The sequence below is a fragment of the Escherichia sp. KTE52 genome (assembly GCF_000408325.1).
Taxonomy (GTDB): Bacteria; Pseudomonadota; Gammaproteobacteria; order Enterobacterales; family Enterobacteriaceae; genus Escherichia; species Escherichia marmotae.
Map to the genome: position 1 here is coordinate 2,508,159 of NZ_KE138680.1, position 23,945 is coordinate 2,532,103.

Annotated in this window: 22 protein-coding genes and 2 pseudogenes; 4 read left to right on the forward strand and 20 right to left on the reverse strand. The window is 50.8% G+C overall.

Translation table 11 applies throughout. The annotated features are described in order from the left end of the window. Positions 1-66: 66 nt before the first annotated feature. The 10 genes from rlpA to leuS form a co-directional block, all read right to left on the reverse strand. A complete protein-coding gene (rlpA, locus tag A1SC_RS00305) occupies positions 67-1,143 on the reverse strand; it encodes an endolytic peptidoglycan transglycosylase RlpA (protein WP_001231396.1) in 1,077 nt (358 codons plus the stop codon). A 10-nt stretch (positions 1,144-1,153) separates the two neighbouring features. Then, positions 1,154-2,266, reverse strand: a complete 1,113-nt coding sequence (gene mrdB, locus A1SC_RS00300) for a peptidoglycan glycosyltransferase MrdB (RefSeq protein WP_000131717.1) — start codon at positions 2,264-2,266, stop codon at positions 1,154-1,156. A gap of 2 nt (positions 2,267-2,268) precedes the next feature. After that, positions 2,269-4,170, reverse strand: coding sequence for a peptidoglycan DD-transpeptidase MrdA (gene mrdA, locus A1SC_RS00295; protein ID WP_000776176.1), 1,902 nt, complete (start codon positions 4,168-4,170; stop codon positions 2,269-2,271). A 30-nt stretch (positions 4,171-4,200) separates the two neighbouring features. Continuing rightward, positions 4,201-4,668 (reverse strand): 23S rRNA (pseudouridine(1915)-N(3))-methyltransferase RlmH, encoded by a 468-nt coding sequence (gene rlmH, locus A1SC_RS00290; protein ID WP_000776104.1) that lies wholly within the window; start codon positions 4,666-4,668, stop codon positions 4,201-4,203. A gap of 3 nt (positions 4,669-4,671) precedes the next feature. Beyond that, on the reverse strand, positions 4,672-4,989 hold the full coding sequence (rsfS, locus tag A1SC_RS00285; protein ID WP_001161664.1) for a ribosome silencing factor: 318 nt from the start codon (positions 4,987-4,989) through the stop codon (positions 4,672-4,674). 259 nt (positions 4,990-5,248) lie between these two features. Then, positions 5,249-5,860 carry an adenosylcobalamin/alpha-ribazole phosphatase gene (locus A1SC_RS00280; protein ID WP_016248457.1) on the reverse strand — a complete coding sequence of 204 codons (612 nt, stop codon included), beginning with the start codon at positions 5,858-5,860 and terminating at the stop codon, positions 5,249-5,251. Between the two features lie 23 nt (positions 5,861-5,883). Continuing rightward, on the reverse strand, positions 5,884-6,525 hold the full coding sequence (gene nadD / locus A1SC_RS00275; protein WP_024214665.1) for a nicotinate-nucleotide adenylyltransferase: 642 nt from the start codon (positions 6,523-6,525) through the stop codon (positions 5,884-5,886). A gap of 1 nt (position 6,526) precedes the next feature. Continuing rightward, a complete protein-coding gene (holA, locus tag A1SC_RS00270) occupies positions 6,527-7,558 on the reverse strand; it encodes a DNA polymerase III subunit delta (protein WP_000620521.1) in 1,032 nt (343 codons plus the stop codon). Then, positions 7,558-8,136, reverse strand: coding sequence for an LPS assembly lipoprotein LptE (lptE, locus tag A1SC_RS00265; protein ID WP_001269683.1), 579 nt, complete (start codon positions 8,134-8,136; stop codon positions 7,558-7,560). Before lptE ends, holA begins: the two co-directional genes overlap by 1 nt. A gap of 14 nt (positions 8,137-8,150) precedes the next feature. Next, positions 8,151-10,733, reverse strand: coding sequence for a leucine--tRNA ligase (leuS, locus tag A1SC_RS00260; protein WP_001366479.1), 2,583 nt, complete (start codon positions 10,731-10,733; stop codon positions 8,151-8,153). Between the two features lie 234 nt (positions 10,734-10,967). Between leuS and A1SC_RS00255 the strand changes: the two genes are divergently transcribed. Continuing rightward, positions 10,968-11,450 carry a zinc ribbon-containing protein gene (locus tag A1SC_RS00255; RefSeq protein WP_001044880.1) on the forward strand — a complete coding sequence of 161 codons (483 nt, stop codon included), beginning with the start codon at positions 10,968-10,970 and terminating at the stop codon, positions 11,448-11,450. 74 nt (positions 11,451-11,524) lie between these two features. On the opposite strand, the pseudogene A1SC_RS26000 reads toward A1SC_RS00255, so the two are convergent. Then, a pseudogene (locus A1SC_RS26000) lies at positions 11,525-11,629 on the reverse strand (hypothetical protein); the annotation flags it as partial. 93 nt (positions 11,630-11,722) lie between these two features. Between A1SC_RS26000 and A1SC_RS25570 the strand changes: the two are divergent. Continuing rightward, positions 11,723-12,055: pseudogene (locus tag A1SC_RS25570) on the forward strand (J domain-containing protein); the annotation flags it as partial. 28 nt (positions 12,056-12,083) lie between these two features. Here A1SC_RS25570 and A1SC_RS00245 read toward each other — a convergent pair. Further along, positions 12,084-12,638: a tetratricopeptide repeat protein gene (locus A1SC_RS00245; protein ID WP_016248462.1), complete on the reverse strand. Its 555-nt coding sequence runs from the start codon at positions 12,636-12,638 to the stop codon at positions 12,084-12,086. Positions 12,639-12,739: 101 nt separating this feature from the next. Between A1SC_RS00245 and A1SC_RS00240 the strand changes: the two genes are divergently transcribed. Continuing rightward, on the forward strand, positions 12,740-13,447 hold the full coding sequence (locus tag A1SC_RS00240; protein ID WP_016263043.1) for a DUF1266 domain-containing protein: 708 nt from the start codon (positions 12,740-12,742) through the stop codon (positions 13,445-13,447). Then, a complete protein-coding gene (locus tag A1SC_RS00235) occupies positions 13,444-14,895 on the forward strand; it encodes a co-chaperone (RefSeq protein ID WP_016263044.1) in 1,452 nt (483 codons plus the stop codon). Before A1SC_RS00240 ends, A1SC_RS00235 begins: the two co-directional genes overlap by 4 nt. Before the next feature lie 110 nt (positions 14,896-15,005). Here A1SC_RS00235 and hscC read toward each other — a convergent pair whose 3' ends face one another. The 8 genes from hscC to corC form a co-directional block, all read right to left on the reverse strand. Continuing rightward, on the reverse strand, positions 15,006-16,676 hold the full coding sequence (gene hscC / locus A1SC_RS00230) for a molecular chaperone HscC (protein WP_016248464.1): 1,671 nt from the start codon (positions 16,674-16,676) through the stop codon (positions 15,006-15,008). 83 nt (positions 16,677-16,759) lie between these two features. Beyond that, positions 16,760-17,695 carry a pyrimidine-specific ribonucleoside hydrolase RihA gene (gene rihA, locus A1SC_RS00225; RefSeq protein ID WP_001515969.1) on the reverse strand — a complete coding sequence of 312 codons (936 nt, stop codon included), beginning with the start codon at positions 17,693-17,695 and terminating at the stop codon, positions 16,760-16,762. Between the two features lie 117 nt (positions 17,696-17,812). Continuing rightward, complete coding sequence (gene gltL / locus A1SC_RS00220) at positions 17,813-18,538, reverse strand: glutamate/aspartate ABC transporter ATP-binding protein GltL (protein ID WP_000631384.1); 726 nt, start codon at positions 18,536-18,538, stop codon at positions 17,813-17,815. After that, positions 18,538-19,212: a glutamate/aspartate ABC transporter permease GltK gene (gene gltK, locus A1SC_RS00215; protein WP_000272808.1), complete on the reverse strand. Its 675-nt coding sequence runs from the start codon at positions 19,210-19,212 to the stop codon at positions 18,538-18,540. Before gltK ends, gltL begins: the two co-directional genes overlap by 1 nt. Further along, positions 19,212-19,952 carry a glutamate/aspartate ABC transporter permease GltJ gene (gene gltJ, locus A1SC_RS00210; protein WP_000020950.1) on the reverse strand — a complete coding sequence of 247 codons (741 nt, stop codon included), beginning with the start codon at positions 19,950-19,952 and terminating at the stop codon, positions 19,212-19,214. Before gltJ ends, gltK begins: the two co-directional genes overlap by 1 nt. Before the next feature lie 169 nt (positions 19,953-20,121). Beyond that, complete coding sequence (gene gltI, locus A1SC_RS00205; RefSeq protein ID WP_001515970.1) at positions 20,122-21,030, reverse strand: glutamate/aspartate ABC transporter substrate-binding protein GltI; 909 nt, start codon at positions 21,028-21,030, stop codon at positions 20,122-20,124. Positions 21,031-21,426: 396 nt separating this feature from the next. Beyond that, complete coding sequence (lnt, locus tag A1SC_RS00200) at positions 21,427-22,965, reverse strand: apolipoprotein N-acyltransferase (RefSeq protein WP_016263045.1); 1,539 nt, start codon at positions 22,963-22,965, stop codon at positions 21,427-21,429. Positions 22,966-22,989: 24 nt separating this feature from the next. After that, positions 22,990-23,868 (reverse strand): CNNM family magnesium/cobalt transport protein CorC, encoded by an 879-nt coding sequence (corC, locus tag A1SC_RS00195; RefSeq protein WP_001278605.1) that lies wholly within the window; start codon positions 23,866-23,868, stop codon positions 22,990-22,992. Positions 23,869-23,945 lie beyond the last annotated feature (77 nt).

Below are 23,945 nucleotides of genomic sequence, written 5' to 3' on the forward strand. Positions count from 1 at the left end.
CTGACTTTCCGCGTGACTTTGTTAATGTCATTTACAGAAATTGACATTTCAGATGCCTGCTTTACGCTACTGCGCGGTGGTAATAAATGACTGTAATTGGGCTTCGGTTTGTAAACGTTGCTGCAAAGCACTGGCTTCGGCTTTGCTGGCAAATGGGCCAAGTTGAATACGCCAGACTGCGCCGTTTTGCGTCACACGCCCGGGTACTCCGAACTTCTGTCCTAACTGCTGCTGATACTGTTGCGCGCGCGCCTGATCGCTAACGGCGCCAACTTGCACCATAAAGTTACCGCTGGAGGCTGGCGACGCGGCTTGTGGTGTCACCATTGCTGACGTTGTAGCCGGTGCTGTGACCACGGGCTGTGGTGCAGGCGTCGGTTCACTGCCTTCCAGCACGCCAGGTGCCAGGGTGGTTGGCGCGCCGAGGAAGCCGCTGCTGGTTACCGGGGCTCCGGTTGGATCTTCGCTTTTCAGCGTCGAATTGCTGACGGGAAGAATATCGCCCTGCGGGCCAGATACTGAACTTGTTCCCGCTCCGCCGCTTAAATCAGGTGGTGCGGGCAGGGCGTAAGTTTGCTTGGCGACGGTGGTGCAGGCCATACCGGGACCAGACAGCGAACCATCTTGCGCCACAATAATGGGATCGATGCGAACTTTGGTGTTGTTCGACGTGTTAAGACGGTCGGCTGCTGCGCGAGAAAGCGAAATTACGCGATCATTGCCATAAGGACCACGATCGTTAATGCGCACCACAATCATCCGACCGTTAGCCAGGTTAGTGATTCGCGCATAGCTGGGGATCGGCAACGTCGGGTGCGCCGCTGTTAGCTGCATCGGATCGAATGCTTCACCTGAGGCCGTCAGATTGCTGCCAGGTTCGGCATCATAAATAGCAGCCAGGCCCGCCTGACTAAAGCGAGAAGGATCCTGCACGATTTTGTAGCTTTTGCCATCGCGCTGGTAATCCTGATTCGCCGTCGCGTTCAGTGGTTCGAAACGCGGTTCTGCCCCGCCAATCTCAACTATTGGGCCGTTACATACCGCAGGCTGCGGCACACTTACCGTCTGTTGCTGACCATCATCGCTTGTACATGCCGCGAGCATTCCTGCCGCGATGCAGATCCCGAGCCACTGCTTACGCATTGCACACCTCTTACACGCTTTTCGACAACATTTTCCTGTGGGTGTGGATTGACATAACAATCCCGAACCCAGCCATCAGCACTATGAGCGCCGATCCTCCATAACTGACCAGTGGGAGCGGAACCCCTACAACCGGCAGAATACCGCTTACCATACCAATATTTACGAAGACATAAACGAATAATATCAGCATTAAACCGCCAGCCATGACGCGACCAAAGGTGGTTTGCGCTCTGGCGGCTATCCACAGTCCGCGCATGATCAACAGAATGTAGAGGGCGAGCAGAATCAAAATGCCTACTAACCCCAGTTCTTCCGCCAGTACCGCGAAGATAAAGTCGGTATGGCGTTCGGGCAGAAATTCAAGCTGTGACTGAGTGCCGTGCAGCCAGCCTTTGCCGCGTAATCCACCGGAGCCAATAGCAATTTTAGACTGAATAATGTGATAGCCCGCGCCGAGTGGGTCTGATTCCGGGTCAAGGAGCATCATTACGCGCTGGCGCTGGTAATCATGCATCAGGAAGAACCACAGAATTGGAATGAATGCTGCTACCAGCACCACCGCAACGCCAATCAAGCGCCAGCTAAGGCCAGAGAGGAAAAGCACAAACAACCCGGAAAGCGCAACGAGGATTGATGTCCCCAGGTCTGGCTGCGCTGCCACCAGCAGTGTTGGCATAAAAATCAGCACCAGCGCGATGGCGGTATTTTTTAACGATGGCGGACAAACGTCACGGTTGATAAAACGAGCTACCATCAACGGTACGGCTATTTTGGCGATTTCCGATGGCTGGAAACGGACGATACCGAGATCCAGCCAGCGTTGAGCGCCTTTGGATATGGCACCAAAGGCATCTACTGCCACCAGTAAAATAATACAGATGATATAGAGATAGGGTGCCCAGCCTTCATAGACGCGCGGAGGGATTTGCGCCATGACCACCATAATGACCAGACCCATTGCGATTTGGCCAATTTTACGCTCCATCATGCCGATATCCTGGCCGCTGGCGCTCCAGATTACCAGAGCACTGTAGACCAGCAATGCCAGTAAGATCAGCAGCATTGTGGGATCAAGATGGACTTTATCCCAGAATGTTTTTTTATTCGGATTATCCGTCATGATTAATGGTCCTCCGCTGCGGTAACCGCTGGATTTTCCGCAGGCAGATCGGTGTTGTTATCGCCAAGCATAATGTGGTCGAGGATCTGGCGCATTAGCGTACCGACCGCCGGGCCCGCGCCGCCGTTTTCCAGAATCATAGCGACAGCCACTTGCGGATTGTTATACGGTGCAAATGCGGTCATCAGTTTGTGGTCACGCAGACGTTCGGCAATTTTGTGCGCATTATAAGTTTCGTTCGCTTTCAGACCGAAGACCTGCGCCGTACCAGATTTCGCCGCAATTTTGTACGGTGCGCTGGCAAAGTATTTATGCGCCGTGCCATTAGGGCGGTTGGCAACCCCGAACATGCCATCTTTTGCCAGCTCCCAGTAACCTGAATGAATATCGCCAACTGGTGGTTCATGTGGCGGCACCCACGGCACCTGTTTGCCATCTTCGGCGGTGCTCATCAGCAAATGTGGAACCTTCACGATACCGTCGTTAATCAGGATCATCAGTGCTTTACTCATCTGGATAGGGGTTGCAGTCCAATAACCCTGACCGATACCGACCGGAATGGTGTCACCCTGATACCACGGTTTTTTAAAGCGTTTCTGTTTCCATTCGCGGGTAGGCATGTTACCGGAACGTTCTTCAGCAAGATCGATACCGGTGTAATGACCGTAACCGAATTTACCCATCCATTCGGAAAGGCGATCGATCCCCATATCGTAGGCAACCTGATAGAAGAAGGTATCCGCAGATTCCTCCAGCGATCTCGTGACATTCAGGCGGCCATGCCCCCATTTTTTCCAGTCACGGTAACGTTTTTCCGAACCCGGTAGTTGCCACCAGCCGGGGTCGAACAAGCTGGTATTGCGGGTAATGACGCCCGCGCTAAGCGCAGAAACAGCCACATACGGCTTAACAGTCGAGGCTGGCGGATAAACCCCCTGCGTGGCGCGGTTCACCAGCGGTGTGTTCGGGTCGTTCAGCAACGCGGAATAATCTTTGCTGGAGATGCCGTCAACAAACAGGTTCGGGTCATAGCTTGGCGTGGAAACCAGCGCCAGAACGCCACCTGTACGCGGATCGGTGACCACGACAGCCGCACGACTGCCTGCCAGCAGTGTCTCAATATACTGCTGGAGTTTGAGATCAATCGTCAGGTAAATATCGTGCCCGGCTTGCGGTGGGACTTCTTTTAACTGGCGGATAACGCGACCACGGTTGTTAACTTCAACTTCTTCATAACCCGTCTGACCGTGCAGCACGTCTTCGTAATAACGCTCAATTCCCAACTTACCAATGTCATGCGTCGCGGCATAGTTGGCCAGTTTGCCGTCATTATTCAGGCGTTCGACATCTTTATCGTTGATTTTCGAGACGTAACCGATGACATGCGTCAGTGCTGAGCCGTAGGGATAGTAACGGCGTTTATAGCCTTTCACTTCCACCCCCGGAAAACGGTACTGATTGACGGCAAAGCGTGCAACTTGTACTTCGGTCAGATTAGTTTTCACCGGAATGGAGGTAAAACGGTGTGAACGTGCGCGCTCTTTTCTGAAGGCTGCAATATCGTCATCGGTCAGATCGACCACGTTGCGCAGGGCATCCAGCGTTTGCTGCACGTTATCGACTTTCTCTGGCATCATCTCTATCTGATAGATAGTGCGATTGAGTGCCAGAGGGATGCCGTTACGGTCGTATATAATGCCGCGGCTGGGGGCGATAGGCACCAGCTTGATGCGGTTTTCATTAGAACGGGTCTGATAATCGGTAAAACGAACAATTTGCAGATTATACAGGTTGGCGATAAGCACGCCGGTCAGCAGCAAAATCCCCAAAAAGGCGACCAGCGCCCGGCGCACAAACAGCGCGGACTCTGCCGTATAGTCGCGAAAAGAGTTCTGTAGTTTCATCCGCTGCGTTTTCTACTCAAAGCTTTCTTATCACTCACGATGATAAGGATGGTTGGTGGTGATGCTCCACGCCCGGTACAGACTTTCTGCGACCAGTACGCGAACCAGCGGATGGGGGAGTGTCAGCGCGGAAAGCGACCAGCTTTGTTCTGCTGCTGCTTTACAGGCAGGCGATAACCCTTCCGGCCCGCCAATAAGCAGGCTGACGTCGCGGCCATCGAGTTTCCAGCGTTCCAGTTCAGCGGCTAACTGCGGCGTGTCCCAGGGCTTGCCTGGAATATCGAGGGTGACAATGCGGTTTTTACCTGCGGCTGCCAGCATTTGCTCACCCTCTTTGTCGAGTATGCGCTTGATGTCCGCGTTCTTGCCGCGTTTTCCGGCCGGTATTTCAATCAGCTCAAAAGGCATATCTTTTGGAAAACGACGCAGGTACTCGGTAAAACCGGTTTGTACCCAGTCCGGCATTTTCGTTCCTACGGCGACAAGTTGCAGCTTCACACATTAACTCCAGAGTTTTTCCAGCTCATACAGGCGACGGCTCTCTTCCTGCATAACATGGACAATCACATCGCCCAGATCGACGACGATCCAGTCAGCGCTGTTTTCACCTTCAACGCCGAGCGGCAACAGACCCGCTGCACGGGACTCCTGCACCACATGGTCGGCAATAGACATGACATGACGGCTGGATGTACCCGTACAGATGATCATGCAGTCGGTGATGCTGGATTTGCCCTGAACGTCTAAGGCGATGATGTCCTGACCTTTGAGGTCATCAATTTTGTCGATAACAAAATCCTGGAGTGCTTTACCCTGCAAGTTTTCCCCCTGGGTGAATCAAAAAAGATAAAAATGGTCTGTCAGTATACCTGAACCAGAGGCGATTTCGGGACAATTGTCTCCGAATCGGCTTCGAAAGTGGGCTATCATCCCACCCCGCGCCGCAGATTGCATCGCCATTTTTGTAAAACAATTTCTACAAAGTCGTGTTTAGCGGAAAAAGTCTGGCTGCGGAGAATATCAGCCTGCCCGGGGCTGTCAATGGTCGTTGCGGCTTACCCGTAAAAAAACAGAAAAGTCATGCGCTCTCGAACCCGATGGCACGGCTATTGAGGACACGCAAGGTTACAAATGTTTCGTTGATATCAATGGCGCTCCAGCATCCCTGGTCGATGCGGAAATGCCACATTGCCCCGGCGGGCATGCCAATTAAACGGGCAATTAACAGGCTCAACACGCCCTGATGGCTGACGACTAATATATTTTTATATTGCTGATATTCCTTAAGCCCGGCGATAAAGCGCTCTACGCGTTGCGAAAACGCCTGAAACCCTTCACCGTTAGTCGGGATGGTATGCTGCCAGTCATCGCACCACGCGCTGTAATTTTCAGCATCTTCTTGCATCAAATCGCGATGGTGCCGCATCTCCCAGTCACCAAAAAACATTTCGTTGAGTTCAGGGACGGTGTGTAGGGAGAGCTGACGATCGCTGAGAACCAGCCGCGCGGTATGCTGCGCACGTTCCAGTTCACTGCATAAAACTATATCGAAGGGAACATCACGCAGCAGGGTATGCAGGCTTTGCGCTTGCTCGACACCGCGCGCGGTCAGTGGCGTTGGCGCATGACCACTATATAAACCATCGACATTCGCTTGCGTTTCTCCATGACGAATTAACCATAGTCGCATCATTCCCTCCGTGATGACAGGTATCAGCGATACAAGCCTTGTTGGTTAATGTAGGTCAATACTGATTCCGGCAACAAATCCTCACACGATTCACCGTTTTGCAAACGTTCGCGGATAATGGTCGCAGAAATGTTAAACCACGGCGTTTCAGCAAGATAAATTTTACCGGCAGACTGAAGATGCAGATCTTCCGGGTTATGCGTCAAATGATCTTCCAACCACTGTTGATACTGTGGTTGCGCCATTTCAAGCGGATAACCGGGACGCCGACAGACAATCAAGTGTGCATTGTCGAGAATAGTTTCGTATTCGTACCAGGTCGGAAAGGTCAGCAATGAATCCTGACCGATAATAAACGCCAGCGGCGCATCTGGTCCTTGCTCTTGCCGCCACTCTTTTAGTGTTTGTGCAGTGTAAGAGGGGGCATTGCGCTTTAACTCGCGTTCATCCAGGGTAAACAGAGGCTTGTCGGCAATCGCCAGTTCAAGCATGTGTTTTCGCTGTGCGCTGTTCGCTTCCGGCTGCGGACGATGCGGAGGAACATTGTTAGGGATGATAGTAACCCGCGTCAGACCAATCAAATTCGCCAGTGTTTCCACGGGTTTAAGATGACCATAGTGCACCGGATCAAAGGTGCCGCCAAACAGAGCCTGTAAAGATTTCATATCAACCATCGATAAATACGTCCGCCAGTGGTTTATGGCTTAACAGAAGAGATAACCCCTCCAGCTCTGCCCACACCGACTGACCGTAATCTTGTTTGAGGGTGAGTTCCGTTCGTGCCAGAAGTTGCACGGCCTGACGTAACTGCGGCTGGCTTAGGCGATTTAACGCCTCACCCATCATGCCCCGGCGGTTCTGCCAAACGCGATGCTTATCAAACAACACGCGTAATGGCGTATGGGCAGACTGGCGTTTCAGGTTAACCAGTAACAACAGTTCACGTTGTAACGTGCGCAACAAAATAACCGGCTCGCTGCCTTCCAGACGCAGTTGCTGAAGAATATGCAACGCGCGCTTGCTTTTGCCCATTAACAAAGCATCAACCCAATGAAAAGGGGTGAAATGCGCGGCATCATTCACCGCTTGCTCAACGCGTGGCAGCGTCAGTTTGCCGTCAGGCCAGAGTAACGACAATCGCTCCAGTGCCTGTGCCAGCGCCAACAGGTTACCTTCATAACAATAGCAGAGTACCTGATTTGCGGCGTCATCCAGTTCCAGGTTGAGCTGTTTGGCTCGCGTGGCAACCCAGCGAGGGAGCTGGGCCTGTTCCGGCGTCTGACAGGTTACCTGCACACTTCGATTGGCAAGTGCGGTAAACCAGGCGGCATTTTCCTGCGCTTTACTTAACTTATTGCCGCGTATGATCAACAGCAGATCGTCATGCAGAAGTCCGGTGAGCGTGAATAGTTGTTCATTGATCGCTGCATTTGGCCCATTTTCTGGTAATAACAGCAACAGCGTTTGTCGACTGGCGAACAGGCTCATGGCCTGGCATAACGAAAAAATCGCATTCCAGTCCGTGTTGGGATCAATGGAGAAAGTGTGGTGTTCTTCGAATCCTTGTGCTGCAGCCACCTGACGAACAGCGTCCTGGCTTTCCTGCAACAACAGGGGATCGTTACCAAGTAAAAGATACGCCGCGCGCAGCCCTTCATTGAGCTGCGCGCGGAGTTGTTCTGGGTACAACCGAATCATCAGTTACCCAGTGTGGTGGAGACGCGTGCAGGCGTTGCTGTAGTATCCGTTGTTGTCGACGTATCTTCGTCGGAACGGATATCCGCAGCGCGAATGCTTGGCAGCTTACGAATAAGCTGTTCGGCGGCACGGTCGTACATCTCTTGAATGATCATGCTCTGCTCATTATCTTTCGCTAACGCCATTTGCGGGTTATCGAAGAACGAACGGAAGACTTTGGCGCTAATCGGGTAGATGTCACGGCCAGGGATCAATACGGTCGCATTCACCGTCATGATCATCTGATACTCTGCTGTTTGACCGTTACGGAATACCGAGGCGGTATCTTTCGCGATGCTCACTTTGCCCAGACGCAGAGATGGGACATCCTTGCGTGTAGTTTCTTTATCAAGTAGCTCAACACCGTTCAGACGCAACTGATTACGCACCGCACGGCTTAACGGCCCGTTCGGGTCGCCAGAGTCCAGGATCATGACTTTCATGGTGGAAGGAATCTGCGTGGTGTTACGCAGATGCCAGCCACACCCGGCGGTGATTAACACCGCCAGAGATAACAACAATGTTGCCAGATATCGCACGCTTCCTCCCGCGCTTAGCCAACGACCAGATTGAGGAGTTTACCCGGTACGTAAATCACTTTACGTACGGTAACGCCATCAAGATATTTTGCCACCAGATGTTCCTGGCCAGCACGTTCGCGAACCTGCTCTTCCGTTGCATCCACCGGAACGGTGATTTTGGCACGGACTTTACCGTTAACCTGCACAACCACCAGCGTGGAATCTTCCACCATCGCTTTTTCGTCAGCAACCGGCCACGGCGCGTTGTCGATATCGCCTTCGCCTTTCAGCTCCTGCCACAAGGTGAAGCAGATGTGCGGCGTGAACGGGTTAAGCATACGCACAACGGCCAGCAGAGCTTCCTGCATCAGCGCGCGATCCTGCTCGCTATCGGTCGGCGCTTTCGCCAGCTTGTTCATCAGCTCCATAATCGCCGCAATTGCGGTGTTGAAGGTCTGACGACGGCCGATATCATCGGTTACTTTAGCGATAGTTTTATGAACATCGCGACGCAGAGCTTTCTGATCTTCAGTCAGTGCATCGACGTTCAGTGCCGCAACATCACCTTTTGCAGTGTGCTCGTAAACCAGTTTCCAGACACGTTTCAGGAAGCGGTTAGCCCCTTCAACGCCGGACTCCTGCCATTCGAGCGTCATATCTGCCGGAGATGCGAACATCATAAACAGACGAACGGTGTCCGCACCATAACGTTCAACCATTACCTGTGGGTCGATACCGTTATTCTTCGATTTGGACATTTTGCTCATGCCGGTATACACCAGCTCATGACCTGCCGCGTCTTTCGCTTTCACGATACGGCCTTTCTCGTCACGCTCAACGATGGCATCAACCGGAGAAACCCAGTTACGCTCGCCGTTTTCGCCAACGTAGTAGAAAGCATCTGCCAGCACCATGCCCTGACACAACAACTGTTTCGCTGGTTCGTCAGAGTTCACCATACCTGCATCACGCATTAGTTTATGGAAGAAGCGGAAGTAGAGCAGGTGCATGATGGCGTGTTCGATACCACCAATGTAGATATCTACCGGCAGCCAGTAGTTAGCCGCTTTGGAATCCAGCATACCTTCTTTGTACTCCGGGCAAGTGTAGCGCGCATAGTACCAGGAGGACTCCATAAAGGTGTCGAAGGTGTCGGTTTCACGCAGTGCTGGCATACCGTTAACAGTGGTTTTCGCCCACTCAGGATCTGCTTTGATTGGGCTGGTAATGCCGTCCATCACCACATCTTCCGGTAGGATCACCGGCAGTTGGTCATCCGGAGTTGGCATTACAGTACCGTCTTCCAGCGTAACCATTGGGATTGGCGCACCCCAGTAACGTTGACGGGAAACACCCCAGTCACGCAGGCGATAGTTAACTTTACGCTCGCCAACGCCCATTGCCGTCAGTTTGTCGGCAATGGCGTTAAAGGCCGCTTCATGGTCAAGACCGTTGAACTCGCCAGAGTTGAACAGCACGCCTTTTTCCGTCAGCGCCTGCTGGGAGAGATCCGGTTCAGAACCGTCAGCCGCCAGGATAACCGGCTTGATGTTCAGACCATATTTAGAGGCAAATTCGTAATCGCGCTGGTCGTGACCCGGAACGGCCATGACTGCGCCAGTGCCGTACTCCATCAATACGAAGTTTGCCGCCCAAACCGGAATTTCTTCGCCAGTTAATGGATGAACAGCTTTAAAGCCGGTATCGACGCCTTTTTTCTCCATTGTCGCCATTTCAGCTTCGGCAACTTTGGTGTTACGGCATTCATCAATAAAGGCCGCCAGTTCAGGATTATTTTCCGCTGCCTTCTGTGCCAGCGGGTGACCTGCCGCTACCGCCAGGTAGGTACAACCCATAAAGGTGTCAGGGCGGGTAGTGTAAACGGTCAGTGTGTTGTCATAGTCGTTAACGTTGAAGGTGATTTCCACGCCTTCGGAACGACCGATCCAGTTACGCTGCATGGTTTTAACAGTGTCTGGCCAGTGATCCAGTTTATCCAGATCGTTAAGCAGCTCGTCAGCGTAAGCGGTGATTTTGATAAACCACTGCGGGATCTCTTTACGTTCAACTTTGGTATCACAACGCCAGCAGCAGCCGTCGATAACCTGCTCGTTCGCCAGTACGGTCTGGTCGTTCGGGCACCAGTTGACCGCAGAAGTCTTCTTATATACCAGGCCTTTTTTATACAGCTCGGTGAAGAATTTCTGTTCCCAACGGTAGTATTCTGGCGTACAGGTCGCCAGCTCGCGGCTCCAGTCATAACCAAAGCCCAGCATTTTGAGCTGGTTTTTCATGTACGCGATGTTGTCATACGTCCACGGTGCTGGCGCGGTGTTGTTTTTCACCGCTGCGCCTTCCGCAGGCAGACCAAACGCATCCCAGCCGATCGGCTGAAGAACGTTTTTGCCCAGCATACGCTGGTAGCGGGCGATCACGTCACCAATGGTGTAGTTACGAACGTGGCCCATGTGTAGTCGACCAGAAGGATAGGGAAGCATAGACAGGCAGTAATACTTCTCTTTGCTCTCGTCTTCGGTTACTTCAAATGTGCGCTTCTCATCCCAGTGAAGCTGTACTTTGGATTCTATCTCTTCCGGGCGGTATTGCTCTTGCATGGCAGCCAGTGGTCCTGTTTTCAATACGGCTACAAATGTAGCGTTGAGGTGGTTTTTCAGATCCGCATAGCATAGCCCAAACGTCCGCGTCAAAACAGCCTTTCGCGCACTCGACGTTGAAATGATGCCCGGATTATTCATACATTAATTTACAGAGTTTGTGGGCGTATTAGCAAAGTAAGGAACAAAGAACGTCTATTATTATAGTCAGTTAACGACCCGGGAGATGAAACGATGAACAAGGTTGCTCAATATTACCGTGAACTGGTCGCGTCACTGAGCGAACGCCTGCGCAATGGCGAGCGTGATATCGACGCGCTGGTAGAACAGGCGCGCGAGCGCGTAATAAAAACAGGGGAGTTAACGCGAACCGAGGTCGATGAACTGACACGCGCCGTCAGACGTGACCTGGAAGAGTTCGCTATGAGCTATGAAGAGAGTCTGAAAGAAGAATCTGACAGTGTTTTTATGCGGGTGATTAAAGAAAGCTTGTGGCAGGAGCTGGCGGATATCACCGATAAAACGCAGCTTGAGTGGCGCGAAGTTTTCCAGGATCTCAACCATCACGGGGTTTACCACAGCGGAGAAGTGGTAGGGCTGGGGAATCTGGTCTGCGAGAAATGTCATTTTCATCTCCCAATCTACACGCCGGAAGTGCTGACGCTATGCCCGAAATGCGGTCACGACCAGTTCCAGAGACGCCCGTTCGAGCCGTAATAGTCTGATTTCGCACAGTAATAAAGATAATTTGGGTCGAATGAAAATCGTCCGACCCTTATCTGTTTTTATCTCTACAGTAAATTTTCAATCTCACGGATTTCTTTACTGACATCTCTTGTAGCGGATGACTGAACTTTACGGTACAAGTTGAGAGCTTGTCGGAGATCGACAGCCTTTACCAGTCAACCGCTTCTTCATATTTAGGGGGGGCTGTATCGTCGAGAATGCGCCCCGGCAAATTGGCTGCTAATGCATGTTCTTAATACACTGAAATTGCAGAACATGAAATTTTGCTGGCATTTCGCGCATTATTATCCTCGGATGAGGAACGATTTAAGCAGTCCACCTGGCAGCGATTCATTCATCAATTAAATCATTGCTCAATGGAATAGATTGATAAGTTACGCTGGTTGCTGTGCAGGATAACCATGAATGCTGCCTATTTATCTTTCGAGTATGTCGTGTTATTAGCAGAAAGAGTGCGGTGGTTGCAGGAGGAAAATGCCGGGATAATAGACGAAAAAGAACTGGAATCCTTTTTATATGCCATTGACAGGGGTAATGTTTTTAACTTCCAGACCATCCTGTATTTACCCGTTGCATTCTCCATTTAGTTGGCTGATAAAAATCTTAATGTGCGGGAAGCTCTGCAAGTAATTCTTCCGCATTTTTATAATGTTGTTCCGCTGCCAGTTTCAACCATTTGCGGGCTTCATAATTATTGACGTTTATGCCTGTGCCGTTTCTGTAGATCAAACCCAATGTGTATTGTGCATGAACATACCCTTGTTTAGCGGCTTCTTTATACCAGAGAATTGCTTTACGGGTATCGGGTTTGACTCCCAGCCCTTTCAGGTAGATCCACCCTAGTTTGCTCTGCGCGCGCGGATTTTCCTGTTCCGCCGATTGCTCATACCAGTACCTCGCCATTGCATAATCCAGCGGTTTACCATTACTACCATGAAGATAAAATTCGCCAAGGCGATATTGCGATGTTGAGTGACCATGAATGGCGGAAAGTTCCGTTGCTGCCGTGGTAAACGGAAGGCTGCCCGGTGCGCTTAAATAATCAAAGACATAATTCGCCATAGCTTTATCGCGCAAGGTCGTTTTCTTAGGTTGGCTAATACAAGTGATTGCCGCAACTATAAATATTGTGAATATAAAATATATTTTTTTGTTCATTTATCAATGCTTCGATTTTCTTTTTATTTTGAAAGCGTCAAGTTTATACTCATCATTAATAAAAAAGTAGTCAGTTAATGTACTTAAAGGATTGTTAATAAATGGATAAGGATGAACAACACCTTCTATTTGCGCTTTCTACGCCAATGGAAATTCTTAATCAGGGATGCAAGCCTGCACACGACTCGCCAAAAATGTATACCGGAATAAAAGAATTTGATCTCTCATCATCCTGGGGAATAAATAATCGTGATGATTTAATTCAGACTATTTACCAAATGACTGATGATGGCCACGCGAATAATTTAGCTGGTTTATATCTGGCATGGCATCGCTCTTCCCCTGATGAGTGGAAAGCATTAATTGCTGGTGGCTCCGAACGCGGGTTGATTTATACCCAATTCGTTGCCCAAACCGCTATGTGCTGTGGGGAAGGGGGAATCAAAGCCTGGGATTATGTTCGGATGGGGTTTTTGTCGCGCGTCGGTGTACTCAATAATTGGCTGACAGAAGACGAAAGTTTATGGCTGCAATCGCGCGTTTATGTTCGGGCACACTATTACTATCACAGTTGGATGCACTATTTTTCCGCCTATTCGTTAGGGCGTCTCTACTGGCAATCCTCCCAGTGTGAAGACAACGCTTCGCTACACGAGGCGCTAACCCTGTACAAATACGATAGTGCCGGAAGCCGAATGTTTGAAGAATTGGTGGCAGGAAGCGATCGTTTCTATGCCACGCTTCCCTGGCGGCCATTAACTGTTCAGCCTGAATGCCCGGCAACGCTTAAGGATGTGAGCGACCTATGAAAACATGTTGGCAAATTCTCGAAATCGAAAGCACAACGCAAATTGATATTATCCGTCAGGCTTATCTTGCTCGCTTACCGTTGTGTCATCCCGAAACCGATCCGCAAGGGTTTAAAGCATTACGTCAGGCCTATGAAGAGGCGCTGCGACTGGCGGTAAATTCTGTAGAAGAATCAGTTGATGAAAAGAGCAGCACCGCAGTTGAACATGAAGCACTGAGCGCATTCAGGGCATTACTGAATTCAGAAAGTGAACGTTTTCAGCCCTCCGCCTGGCAGAAATTTATTCAGCAATTAAATAACTACAATATGGAAGAGGTGGATCAATTACGCTGGTCGCTGTGCGCAATCGCCATAGAAGCGCGATACCTTTCATTAAATTGCGCTTCTTTGCTGGCCGGGCGTTTGAACTGGCATTCATTTAGTGACAGCGAAGGAATGGATGAAGAAGAGCGGGAGGCTTTTCTTGAGGCTATTCAGGCTGGGGATTGTTTCGATTTTCTTAGCCTTCTGGAATACCCCGTCGCGTTACAAAACCAGACGATTGAGTATTACTTCGCGCTGGAACGCTGCTGTCGTTACCATCCTGACTATGTTACTGCGTTTTTAGCGATGGAGGGTCCGTGGTTCATTCCTGATGATGCGAAGTTACATCGCAAACTGTTGCGCTGGTACAGCTCGGTGCAAACAGGTATGGCGGAACTCATTCCTGTGGCTCAACAGTGGCAAGCGGCAGAACCAGAAAGCGAAGATGCCCGTTATTACCAGTGTGCACAACGGTTGTACTGCGGCGAGGGGGAAAGCCTGCTTGCCGATCTCTGTGCATACTGGGAGAGTCATTCATCGACGCAAGCGGATAATTTGTTGTTGCAGTGGAGTGCGCAACATTGCCCGGATTATTTCGCGCTGTTAGTGATGGTTATCGAAGCGCAGAGCATGGTTGATGCACAAGGTAAGCCGCTGAAATATGTTCCAGGCGAGAGCGCCCGAACACGGCTTTTGTGGGCGCAAATATTACATAGCGGTAAATTATCGTCTTTAGGGCAATCATTTATTGAATCGCTGTTTTATAAGCGCAAAGCATGGGCGTGGTGGAAATCAAAAGTCGGTAGCGAGACAGAGCAAGATTCACCGTTACTGAATCTGTATCAGGTAGCGGAACAGGTTGTGCTGGAAGCGTTTCCGAAACAAGAGAAGCTGGCCCGCCTGAAGGCGCGGCTGGAATGCGGAGAAGCACATCCGTTAGAAGCGATTATCACTCGTATGCTGTTGACGAAAGTGAAGCTGGAGCCGGTGGATGAAGATGTCGATGAGCCAATACCTGAAAAACATGAAGAGAAGAATGATGAGATTGAAAAACCACAGAGCATTATCAGCATTATCAAAATCAGCTTAACGGTGCTGGTGATAGGTTATGCACTCGGCAAAATTGCGATGTTGTTCAGTTAGATGTGAGGCTAACGCATCCTATCCTTCAATGTCGGATGCGATGCTAACGCATCTTATTCGACCTACGGGTAGGCCGGATAAGGCGTTTACGCCGCATCCGGCAGCCGTGCTTAAGGGATCTCAATGGCCAGATAATCGCTCGCCCGCCGACGAACTTCATCGACGCGCGCTATGTCGTTTGACTGCAATGCCGCATCAAAATCGGCAATCACCCGGCCAATCTCTTCTCTTTCATCGCCCAGCGCTCGTGCCCATAACTCTTCCAGTTTGGCTTTAAAAGTTCGGTTAATAAGCATATCGCGCGGATAAATTTTTAATGCCGATAACCGCGCCCGACTCTCTTCTATTTGCTGCGCATTTAACGTCACCGGGCTGTGATTAATCACTCTGGACTTAACGTTACCATCTTCCAGAAGCACGTCAACTTCAAGCAATCCGTTGATATCATAGCTAAAACGAATATCGATAGACTGGTAAGCGCCGGTTTTTTTCAGCGGCACATCGAAGGACTCCACCAGAATATTGTTCTTAACTTTGTGGTTTTCCCCCTGGTAGACATTAACCGTAATTGAATCCTGCTCCGGGTGCATGGTCGAGTAAGTTTCTACACGCGATACAGGTACAGTCGTGTTTCGTTCAATAATCGGTGAGAAAATGCCGGAAACCCCCTGACGGTTTACTTCTACGCCCAAAGAGTAAGGGCAGATATCGGTGAGGATCACTTCTTCAATATCTTCACTGCGTAAGCGGCAGGCGGCCTGGATTGCTGCGCCCAATGCGACAATGGTGCTCGGATCGTAGCTTTGATACGGCAACTTGCCAAACAGACGTACCGCAATTCGCTGTACTAATGGCATTTGCGAAGCGCCACCAACCAGCACCAGACTGTCGATTTGACTCGGTTTCAAACGTGCATCGCGCAATGCCTGTTCGATAGGCACACGCAAGCGGTTGAGTAGCGGTAACCACAAATCTTCCAGTTCGTTCTCGTAAAATTCGCACTCCCGCGTTTCTTCCTGGTACTGCCAGTGAATGTGCAGCGGTAATTGATTGCCACATTTTGCCGCTTCTACACAGACATACAGCGCCGCCAGTTCACTTTCGTTGAGCGTGTTTTTAGCCACTGCGGCGCGTTTTAACACTTCATCCACCAGCATATGAGTAAAATCTTCGCCACCAAGGAAGTTGTCGCCAGCGGAGGCGTGAACTTCAATCACCGGCGTGGCGTATTCGAGCACCGTGACGTCAAACGTGCCGCCTCCGAGATCAAAAACCAGCGAGCGGGTGTTTTGTTGCGTATGCAGGCCATACGCCATCGCGGCTGCTGTGGGTTCATTAATTAAGCGTACTGCATTTAACCCGGCTAACTCCGCTGCTAAACGGGTATGCTTGCGTTGTTCATCGCTGAAATAAGCCGGAACGGAGATCACCACATCTTTAATCGGACGTTGCAGAAATTCTTCGGCATCTTCTTTTAATGAGCGTAATACCAAAGAGGATAGTTCTGGCGCGTTAAATGTGTCGCTGCCTAACCGCCAGTTGGTATTACTGCCCATTGCGCGTTTAAATAACGCTGCGGTTTTATCCGGATGCGAAGTGCGCCGTGATACAGCCGGTTTTCCGACCAGAATATGATTATTTTCATCCATGCTAATTATGGATGGTGTTAAATATTCACCGAATTTATTTGGAATTAATTGTGCGGCACCGCCTTTCCAGACGGCAATTAAACTATTGGTAGTACCGAGATCGATACCAATGGCGAGTTCTGCATTATCCATTGCATTTATATCTTGAAGGAAAAAGAGAGAGTCAGAGTAAGATCACCCCATTTTCACGTGGTGATCTTAATCAATGACGTGTATTAAGCGTAAAATTTCAGACGATCGGCCAGTAAATCAACAAAGCCCTGACGATCCACATCGACCATTATGGTGGTATTTGGTTTATTACCAGTGAGATAGTAATAATCAACAACCGTCATACCCTGAGTATATTTCCCTTGTGTTTCGACACCAACCCAGCGTTCAACGGTGGTAAACAGTTCAGGTTTTAGCAGCCAGGCGATGGTGCATGGATCATGCAACGGTGCGCCGACAAAGCCCCATTTTTCGTCTTTGTGATATTCGAGGAAGAAATCCAGCAGTTCGGCAACGATGGTTGAAACAGGGTTACCAATAGCGCGGAAACGCTCGGTATCCTCAACGTGAATTTGCGCTTTGTGGGTGACATCCAGACCAGCCATCACCACCGGAATCCCTGACTGGAAGACAATTTCCGCCGCTTCCGGGTCAACGTAAATATTAAATTCTGCCGCTGGCGTCCAGTTACCGAGTCCCATCGCGCCGCCCATAATCACAATTTGAGCGATTTTGTTATGCAGCTCCGGGTGGCTGTTGAGCAACAACGCAACGTTAGTTTGTGGTCCGGTGGAAACTATCGTGACGGGTTCAGCACTTTCGCGCAGCGTTTTCGCCATCAGCTCCACCGCCGTGCAATTTTGCGGCGCAAACGCCGGTTCCGGCAATGCCGGGCCGTCCAGGCCGCTTTCGCCGTGCACATTGTCCGCGATAATCAAGTCACGCATTAACGGTTTTACTGCGCCACCAGCCACCGGAATATCGGTGCGATTAAGTAGGGTCAGCATACGCAGAACATTACGTAATGTTTTATCGGGCGTCTGGTTTCCGGCGGAGGATGTGATGGCTTTGACATCAAGCTCTGGTGAGGCGAGGGCGAGAACTATTGCGATAGCGTCATCATGACCTGGGTCGCAATCTAACAGAATTGGCAGTGCCATTGTTGCTCCTTGTTGTGTGCTTCTTTGCGACAAGGGTAACGCCGGGATGTAACAGATACGAGAGGCGAAACGATAAAGCGTGAGATGGCGCGCACTTGAGTATGCGCGCCTGACTTATTAGTGCAGTATTTTCGCGAGGAAGTCTTTTGCGCGGTCTGATTTCGGATCATCAAAGAACGCGTCTTTTGGCGAGTCTTCGACAATTTTACCTTCATCCATAAAGATCACCCGATTTGCTACTTTACGGGCAAAGCCCATTTCGTGGGTGACCACCATCATAGTCATTCCTTCATTCGCCAGCTCCACCATCACATCCAGCACTTCGTTGATCATCTCCGGATCCAGTGCCGATGTCGGTTCGTCGAACAGCATCGCAATAGGATCCATACATAATGCGCGGGCAATCGCTACACGCTGCTGCTGACCACCGGAAAGCTGCGCCGGAAACTTATTGGCATGCGCAGAAAGTCCCACGCGTTCCAGCAGTTTCAGGGCCTTTTCGCGGGCGGGCGCTTTATCGCGTTTAAGCACTTTTACCTGCGCCAGGGTCAGGTTTTCGATAATCGACAGATGGGGAAACAACTCAAAATGCTGGAACACCATTCCGACGCGGGAACGCAGTTTTGCCAGATCGGTTTTCTTATCGTTAACCACGATGCCATCAACGGTGATTTCACCTTGCTGCACCGGTTCGAGGCCGTTGACGGTTTTAATCAGTGTCGATTTACCGGAGCCGGACGGGCCGCAAACCACCACCACTTCGCCTTTTTTTACTTCGGTTGAGCAGTCGGTCAGCACCTGAAAGTGACCATACCATTTTGAAACATTTTTCAGGGTAATCATTATGCTGTCCTTCTTTTCAAGTAGCTGACCAACAACGATGCGCTAAGGCTAATGATGAAATAAACAAATCCGGCAAACAGGATCATCTCCACCTGCGTACCATCACGTTCACCAATGGTTGAGGCGGTACGGAAGAAATCGGCCAGAGATAACACATACACCAGCGAGGTATCCTGAAACAGGACGATGCCCTGAGTGAGCAGCAGCGGCACCATCGCACGGAACGCCTGCGGCAGAATAATCAGTTTCATCGACTGCCAGTGGGTCATTCCTAACGCCAGCGCAGCGCTCGACTGACCACGAGAAATACTTTGAATACCGGCGCGGATAATCTCGGAATAGTAGGCCGCTTCAAACATCGAAAATGCCACCATTGCAGAAATTAAGCGGATATCGGTTTTGGGTGATAATCCCAGCACGTTTTGCAGAAAACCCGGCACGATCAGGTAAAACCACAACAGAACCATCACTAACGGTATTGAACGGAACACGTTGACGTAGGCTTTGGCAAACCACGCCACGGGTGCAAAGCTGGACAGGCGCATTACCGCCAGCATCGTGCCCCACAAAATACCAATCACGACTGCCGTGATGGTGATTTTCAGGGTGATCACCAGCCCATCCAGCAGATACGGCAGGGAAGGAACGATTGAACTCCAGTCAAACTCGTACATTATTTGCCTCCCATGTTGCCGGGCAGGCGAACTTTACGTTCGACCAGCGTCATCACCAGCATAATAACGGCGTTAATCAGCACATACGCCAGCGTGATGGCGGTAAACGATTCCCAGGCGTGGGCGGAGTAATCGAGCAATTTTCCGGCCTGTGCTGCCATATCTACCAGACCAATGGTTGAGGCGATGGCGGAGTTTTTCACCAGGTTCATCATCTCAGAGGTCATCGGTGGGACGATAACACGATAGGCGTTAGGTAACAGAACATAGCGGTAGGCTTGCGGCAGCGTCAGCCCCATCGCCAGTGCGGCATTCTTCTGCCCTCGTGGCAGCGACTGGATCGCGGCGCGTACCTGTTCGCAAACACGAGCGGCAGTAAACAGCCCCAGGCAGAGCATGGAAGAAAGGAAAAACTGAATATTGGGATCCAGCTCCGCCTTAAACCACATGCCGATTTTTTCCGGCAGTAGTTCTGGGATCACCAGATACCAGGTAAAGAATTGCACAATCAGTGGCACGTTGCGGAACAGTTCGACATACAACGTGCCCAGACCGGAGAGAAAACGGTTTGGAACGGTACGTAAAATGCCGAATAACGAGCCGACGAGGAAAGCGATAATCCAGGCGCAGATCGACAGAGCGATAGTGACCTGAAAGCCGCTCCAGATCCAGCCGAGATAGGTGGTGTTGCCGAACGGGGCTTGTTGTAAAAAAATACCCCAGTTCCAGTCTATAGACATAAATCTACTCCAGAAAAAAAAGGGTAGCAGCGTTAACTGCTACCCTCGAAGATTGTTACCCAGCGTATTGCGGTTTTCAGGCCCGATGGGGAACGACCATCAGGCGTATAGTCTGTCCGTGCTACGTAACAATCGAGAGGGCTGAACTTTCCGCCCCTGGTTCTTGTAATTAGTTCAGTGCTTTGTCATTAGGTTCTTTGAACAGTGCTTTCATTTCGTCCGACAACTCGAAATTCATGTTCAGGTTTTTCGGTGGAATGGGGTTTTTGAACCACTTATCAAACCATTTTTCCGCTTCACCGGAGGTCTGCACCTGGGCGATGGTGTCATCCATCAGCTTTTTGAATTGCGGATCATCTTTGCGCAGCATGCAGCCGTAAGCTTCCTGAGACTGCGGTTTGCCGACGATTTCCCAGTTATCAGGCTTCTTCGCTTTCGCACGTTCACCGGCCAGCAGGGCGTCATCCATCATAAAGGCAACGGCACGACCGCTTTCCAGCGTGCGGAAAGAGTCACCATGGTCTTTGGCGCTGATGATGCGCATATTCATCTTCTGATCTTCATTCAGTTTGTTGAGCAGAACTTCAGAAGTGGTGCCGGAAGTGACTACTACGGCTTTGTCTTTCAGATCAGCAAAATCTTTAACATCGCCGTCTTTTTTGGTCAGCAGGCGCGTACCGACCACGAAAATGGTGTCAGAGAAAGCCGCCTGTTTCTGGCGTTCGAGGTTGTTGGTGGTAGAACCACATTCAAAATCGAAAGTGCCGTTTTGCAGCAGCGGAATACGGTTTTGTGAGGTGATCGGGATCAGTTTCACCTGCAGATCCGGTTTGTTGAGTTTCTTTTTCACTGCCTCGACAATGGCGTTGGAATAATCCTGAGAGTAACCCACCACTTTTTGCTGGTTGTCGTAATAAGAGAAAGGCACCGAAGATTCGCGGTGACCGACGACAATCACGCCGTTTTTGGCGATTTTGTCCAGCGTACTGCCTGCAGTCGGGGCAGTGTCTTCTGCCTGTGCCAGACCTGCGGAAAGCGCCAGGGCCAGGATTGCTGTGGCAGATTTACGTAATTGCATATCCAACTCCTTTATCTTCTGCGTTAAGAACGCATGGATACCCGTTGTGAGTGTTTGTGTTGTTATCATCTGCAACTTTATTGTGCAGTGTTGTGCTTGTTAGGTAACATTTAGTTTGTATAAATGTAAAGATATTGATGTTTTATTGTTTGTTTTTGCGAGATGCACCGCACCATTCCGAAGCAAAATTCTCAAGATGCACTCTTTTGGTGCTATCGGTGGATTGCTATGGTGCAACCTGGTTGTACCGACACCGGTTCAAGGTTTGCCTTGTATAACAAAGCAATAGATGTGCCAAAGTTGGATAGGGGAATTTTGTCATCCGGATAACGCATTGACGCCGCATCCGGTGAGCGTGCCGAAATACGTAATGTATTCCGGCACAATTAGAAGGGATTATTTACGTCGCTGACGGAGACTCATCAACACAGAGGCAAAACCAAACAGTGCTGTCAGCACCCACAGCGGCCAGTTGCCGGTACGTGCGTACGGTGTGAGTCCGGTAGTCGGCGTCACGTTAGTGGTTAATACTTCGCGGGTGAATTGCGGGATCATCGCCTGAACCTCACCCTGTGGGCCAATCACCGCCGTAATGCCGTTGTTGGTGCTACGCAGCAGCGGGCGCGCCAGTTCCAGCGCACGCATTCGCGCCATCTGGAAGTGCTGCCACGGGCCAATAGACTTACCAAACCATGCATCGTTGGAGATAGTCAGCAGATAGTCGGTATCCGGGCGGAAGTTATCGCGCACTTGCTCGCCAAGGATGATCTCGTAGCAAATGGCTGCGGTAAGCTGAATACCATTCACTGACAGCGGCGGCTGGATATAAGGCCCGCGGCTGAATGACGACATCGGCAGATCAAAGAACGGCGCTAACGGACGCAGAATCGACTCCAGCGGGACAAACTCGCCAAACGGCACCAGATGGTTTTTGTTATAGCGATTGGTCGATTCATAGCTGTAAGGTGCACCTTTACCCAGCGTGATGATGGTGTTGTAGGTATCGTAGCGGTTCTGCTTATTGAGGCGCGCGTCGACAATCCCGGTGATCAGCGAGCTACCTTTTTCACGCAGCACGCCATCCAGCTCTTTGAGGAACGGTTGCTGATTCATTTCCAGATCGGTAATTGCTGACTCTGGCCAGATAATCAATGACGATTTACCCATCAGCGGTGCTGTCGCGTTGTAGTAAATCTTCAGCGTATTAAGAAGCTGGCTTTCATCCCACTTCAGTGATTGTGGAATATCACCCTGAACCATTGAAACCTGAATGGTTTTCTCCGGTTGCGGGGTAAACCACTGGATGTAACGCAGAGGGAAGGGGAGTGCAAACAGCACAACGGCCACCACCAGCGGACGCCAGTTGCGTTTGACCAGCGCCAGCGCCAGCAGGCCACTAACCATCATCAGCAGGAAGTTAATGGCTTCCACGCCCATTATCGGTGCCAGCCCTTTTAACGGCCCGTCAATCTGGCTATAGCCGAACTGCAACCACGGAAAGCCAGTTAGCACCCAACCGCGCAGAAACTCGGTGACTTGCCAGAGGGCAGGGGCGGCAATCGTCACGCGCAGCCAGGTGGTTTTCGGCCACAGCCGCGCCAGAACACCAGCAAACAGCCCGGTATACAGCGAAAGATACGCCGCCAGCAGCACCACCAGGAAGATGTTTACCGGGCCAGGCATCCCGCCAAAGGTCGCGATGCTGACATATACCCAGTTAATACCGGTGCCAAACAGGCCAAATCCCCAGCAGAAGCCGATAGCGGCAGACTGAAGTGGGCGGCGGTTAAAGGTCAGAGCCTGAAGCCCCATCAGCGAAACAATCGCCGCAGGCCAGACGTCATAAGGGGAGAAGGCCAGCGTTCCGCAGGCACCGAATAATAACGCCAGCAGCAGGCGAATGCGCTGGCGTTCAAGTAATGAGGCAAAAGCCATGTAGTTATCTATCCAGTTTCGGTTTTATTCATCCAGCTTCGGCTGGGGTGAGTCATCCGGGATTTTGACATGAACCTGAATAATACGCCGACTGTCGGCCATCGCCACTTTGAACTGGTAACCGTCGATGTCGATGGTTTCGCCACGCGCCGGAAGATGCCCAAACGCCTGCATCACCAGACCACCGATGGTATCGACCTCTTCATCGCTAAAGTGGGTGCCGAACGCTTCGTTGAAATCTTCGATGGAAGCCAGCGCACGCACGGTCCAGGTGTGACGGCTAAGTTGACGGAAGTCGATATCATCTTCTTCGTCATACTCGTCTTCAATCTCACCAACAATCAGTTCCAGGATGTCTTCAATGGTCACCAGACCGGAAACACCGCCGAATTCGTCAATGACGATCGCCATGTGGTATCGCTGAGAGCGAAACTCTTTCAGCATCCGGTCTACGCGCTTACTTTCAGGAACGACAACCGCCTGACGTAACACTTTGTCCATGCTGAAGGCTTCAGCATCGCTGCGCATAAACGGCAGCAAGTCTTTCGCCATCAGAATCCCTTCAATGTGATCTTTATCCTCGCTGATCACCGGGAAACGCGAGTGGGCAGACTCGATGATGACATCAAGGCATTCATCCAGCGTCTGGTTGCGTTTCAGAGTAATCATCTGGGAGCGCGGGATCATGATGTCGCGAACGCGTTGGTCTGCGATGTCCATTACCCCTTCGAGCATATCGCGCGTATCTTCGTCGATAAGGTCGTTCTGCCCGGAATCACGGATCAGCGCCAGCAGTTCGTCACGGTTTTTCGGTTCACCGTGGAAAAGTTGGCTGAGTAACAGGGAGAAAAATCCCTTCTTGTTGCTTATCGTGTCACTACTGTGTGAATTGTCGTCGCTCATGGCGTCGTATGGGTTCTCATGTTAGTTAATCAAAACACCGTCGTTACTTACCAACGGCGGGGACGTCTGCCAGTCAA

Coding starts and splice junctions, on each gene's coding strand:
- rihA (WP_001515969.1), bottom strand. CDS start 17,695: ATGGCACTGCCAATTCTGTTAGATTGCGACCCAGGTCATGATGACGCT.
- leuS (WP_001366479.1), bottom strand. CDS start 10,733: ATGCAAGAGCAATACCGCCCGGAAGAGATAGAATCCAAAGTACAGCTT.
- mrdB (WP_000131717.1), bottom strand. CDS start 2,266: ATGACGGATAATCCGAATAAAAAAACATTCTGGGATAAAGTCCATCTT.
- gltK (WP_000272808.1), bottom strand. CDS start 19,212: ATGTACGAGTTTGACTGGAGTTCAATCGTTCCTTCCCTGCCGTATCTG.
- A1SC_RS00240 (WP_016263043.1), top strand. CDS start 12,740: ATGGATAAGGATGAACAACACCTTCTATTTGCGCTTTCTACGCCAATG.
- lnt (WP_016263045.1), bottom strand. CDS start 22,965: ATGGCTTTTGCCTCATTACTTGAACGCCAGCGCATTCGCCTGCTGCTG.
- gltJ (WP_000020950.1), bottom strand. CDS start 19,952: ATGTCTATAGACTGGAACTGGGGTATTTTTTTACAACAAGCCCCGTTC.
- rlpA (WP_001231396.1), bottom strand. CDS start 1,143: ATGCGTAAGCAGTGGCTCGGGATCTGCATCGCGGCAGGAATGCTCGCG.
- A1SC_RS00245 (WP_016248462.1), bottom strand. CDS start 12,638: ATGAACAAAAAAATATATTTTATATTCACAATATTTATAGTTGCGGCA.
- hscC (WP_016248464.1), bottom strand. CDS start 16,676: ATGGATAATGCAGAACTCGCCATTGGTATCGATCTCGGTACTACCAAT.
- mrdA (WP_000776176.1), bottom strand. CDS start 4,170: ATGAAACTACAGAACTCTTTTCGCGACTATACGGCAGAGTCCGCGCTG.
- A1SC_RS00280 (WP_016248457.1), bottom strand. CDS start 5,860: ATGCGACTATGGTTAATTCGTCATGGAGAAACGCAAGCGAATGTCGAT.
- A1SC_RS00255 (WP_001044880.1), top strand. CDS start 10,968: ATGAACAAGGTTGCTCAATATTACCGTGAACTGGTCGCGTCACTGAGC.
- gltL (WP_000631384.1), bottom strand. CDS start 18,538: ATGATTACCCTGAAAAATGTTTCAAAATGGTATGGTCACTTTCAGGTG.
- A1SC_RS00235 (WP_016263044.1), top strand. CDS start 13,444: ATGAAAACATGTTGGCAAATTCTCGAAATCGAAAGCACAACGCAAATT.
- gltI (WP_001515970.1), bottom strand. CDS start 21,030: ATGCAATTACGTAAATCTGCCACAGCAATCCTGGCCCTGGCGCTTTCC.
- holA (WP_000620521.1), bottom strand. CDS start 7,558: ATGATTCGGTTGTACCCAGAACAACTCCGCGCGCAGCTCAATGAAGGG.
- corC (WP_001278605.1), bottom strand. CDS start 23,868: ATGAGCGACGACAATTCACACAGTAGTGACACGATAAGCAACAAGAAG.
- nadD (WP_024214665.1), bottom strand. CDS start 6,525: ATGAAATCTTTACAGGCTCTGTTTGGCGGCACCTTTGATCCGGTGCAC.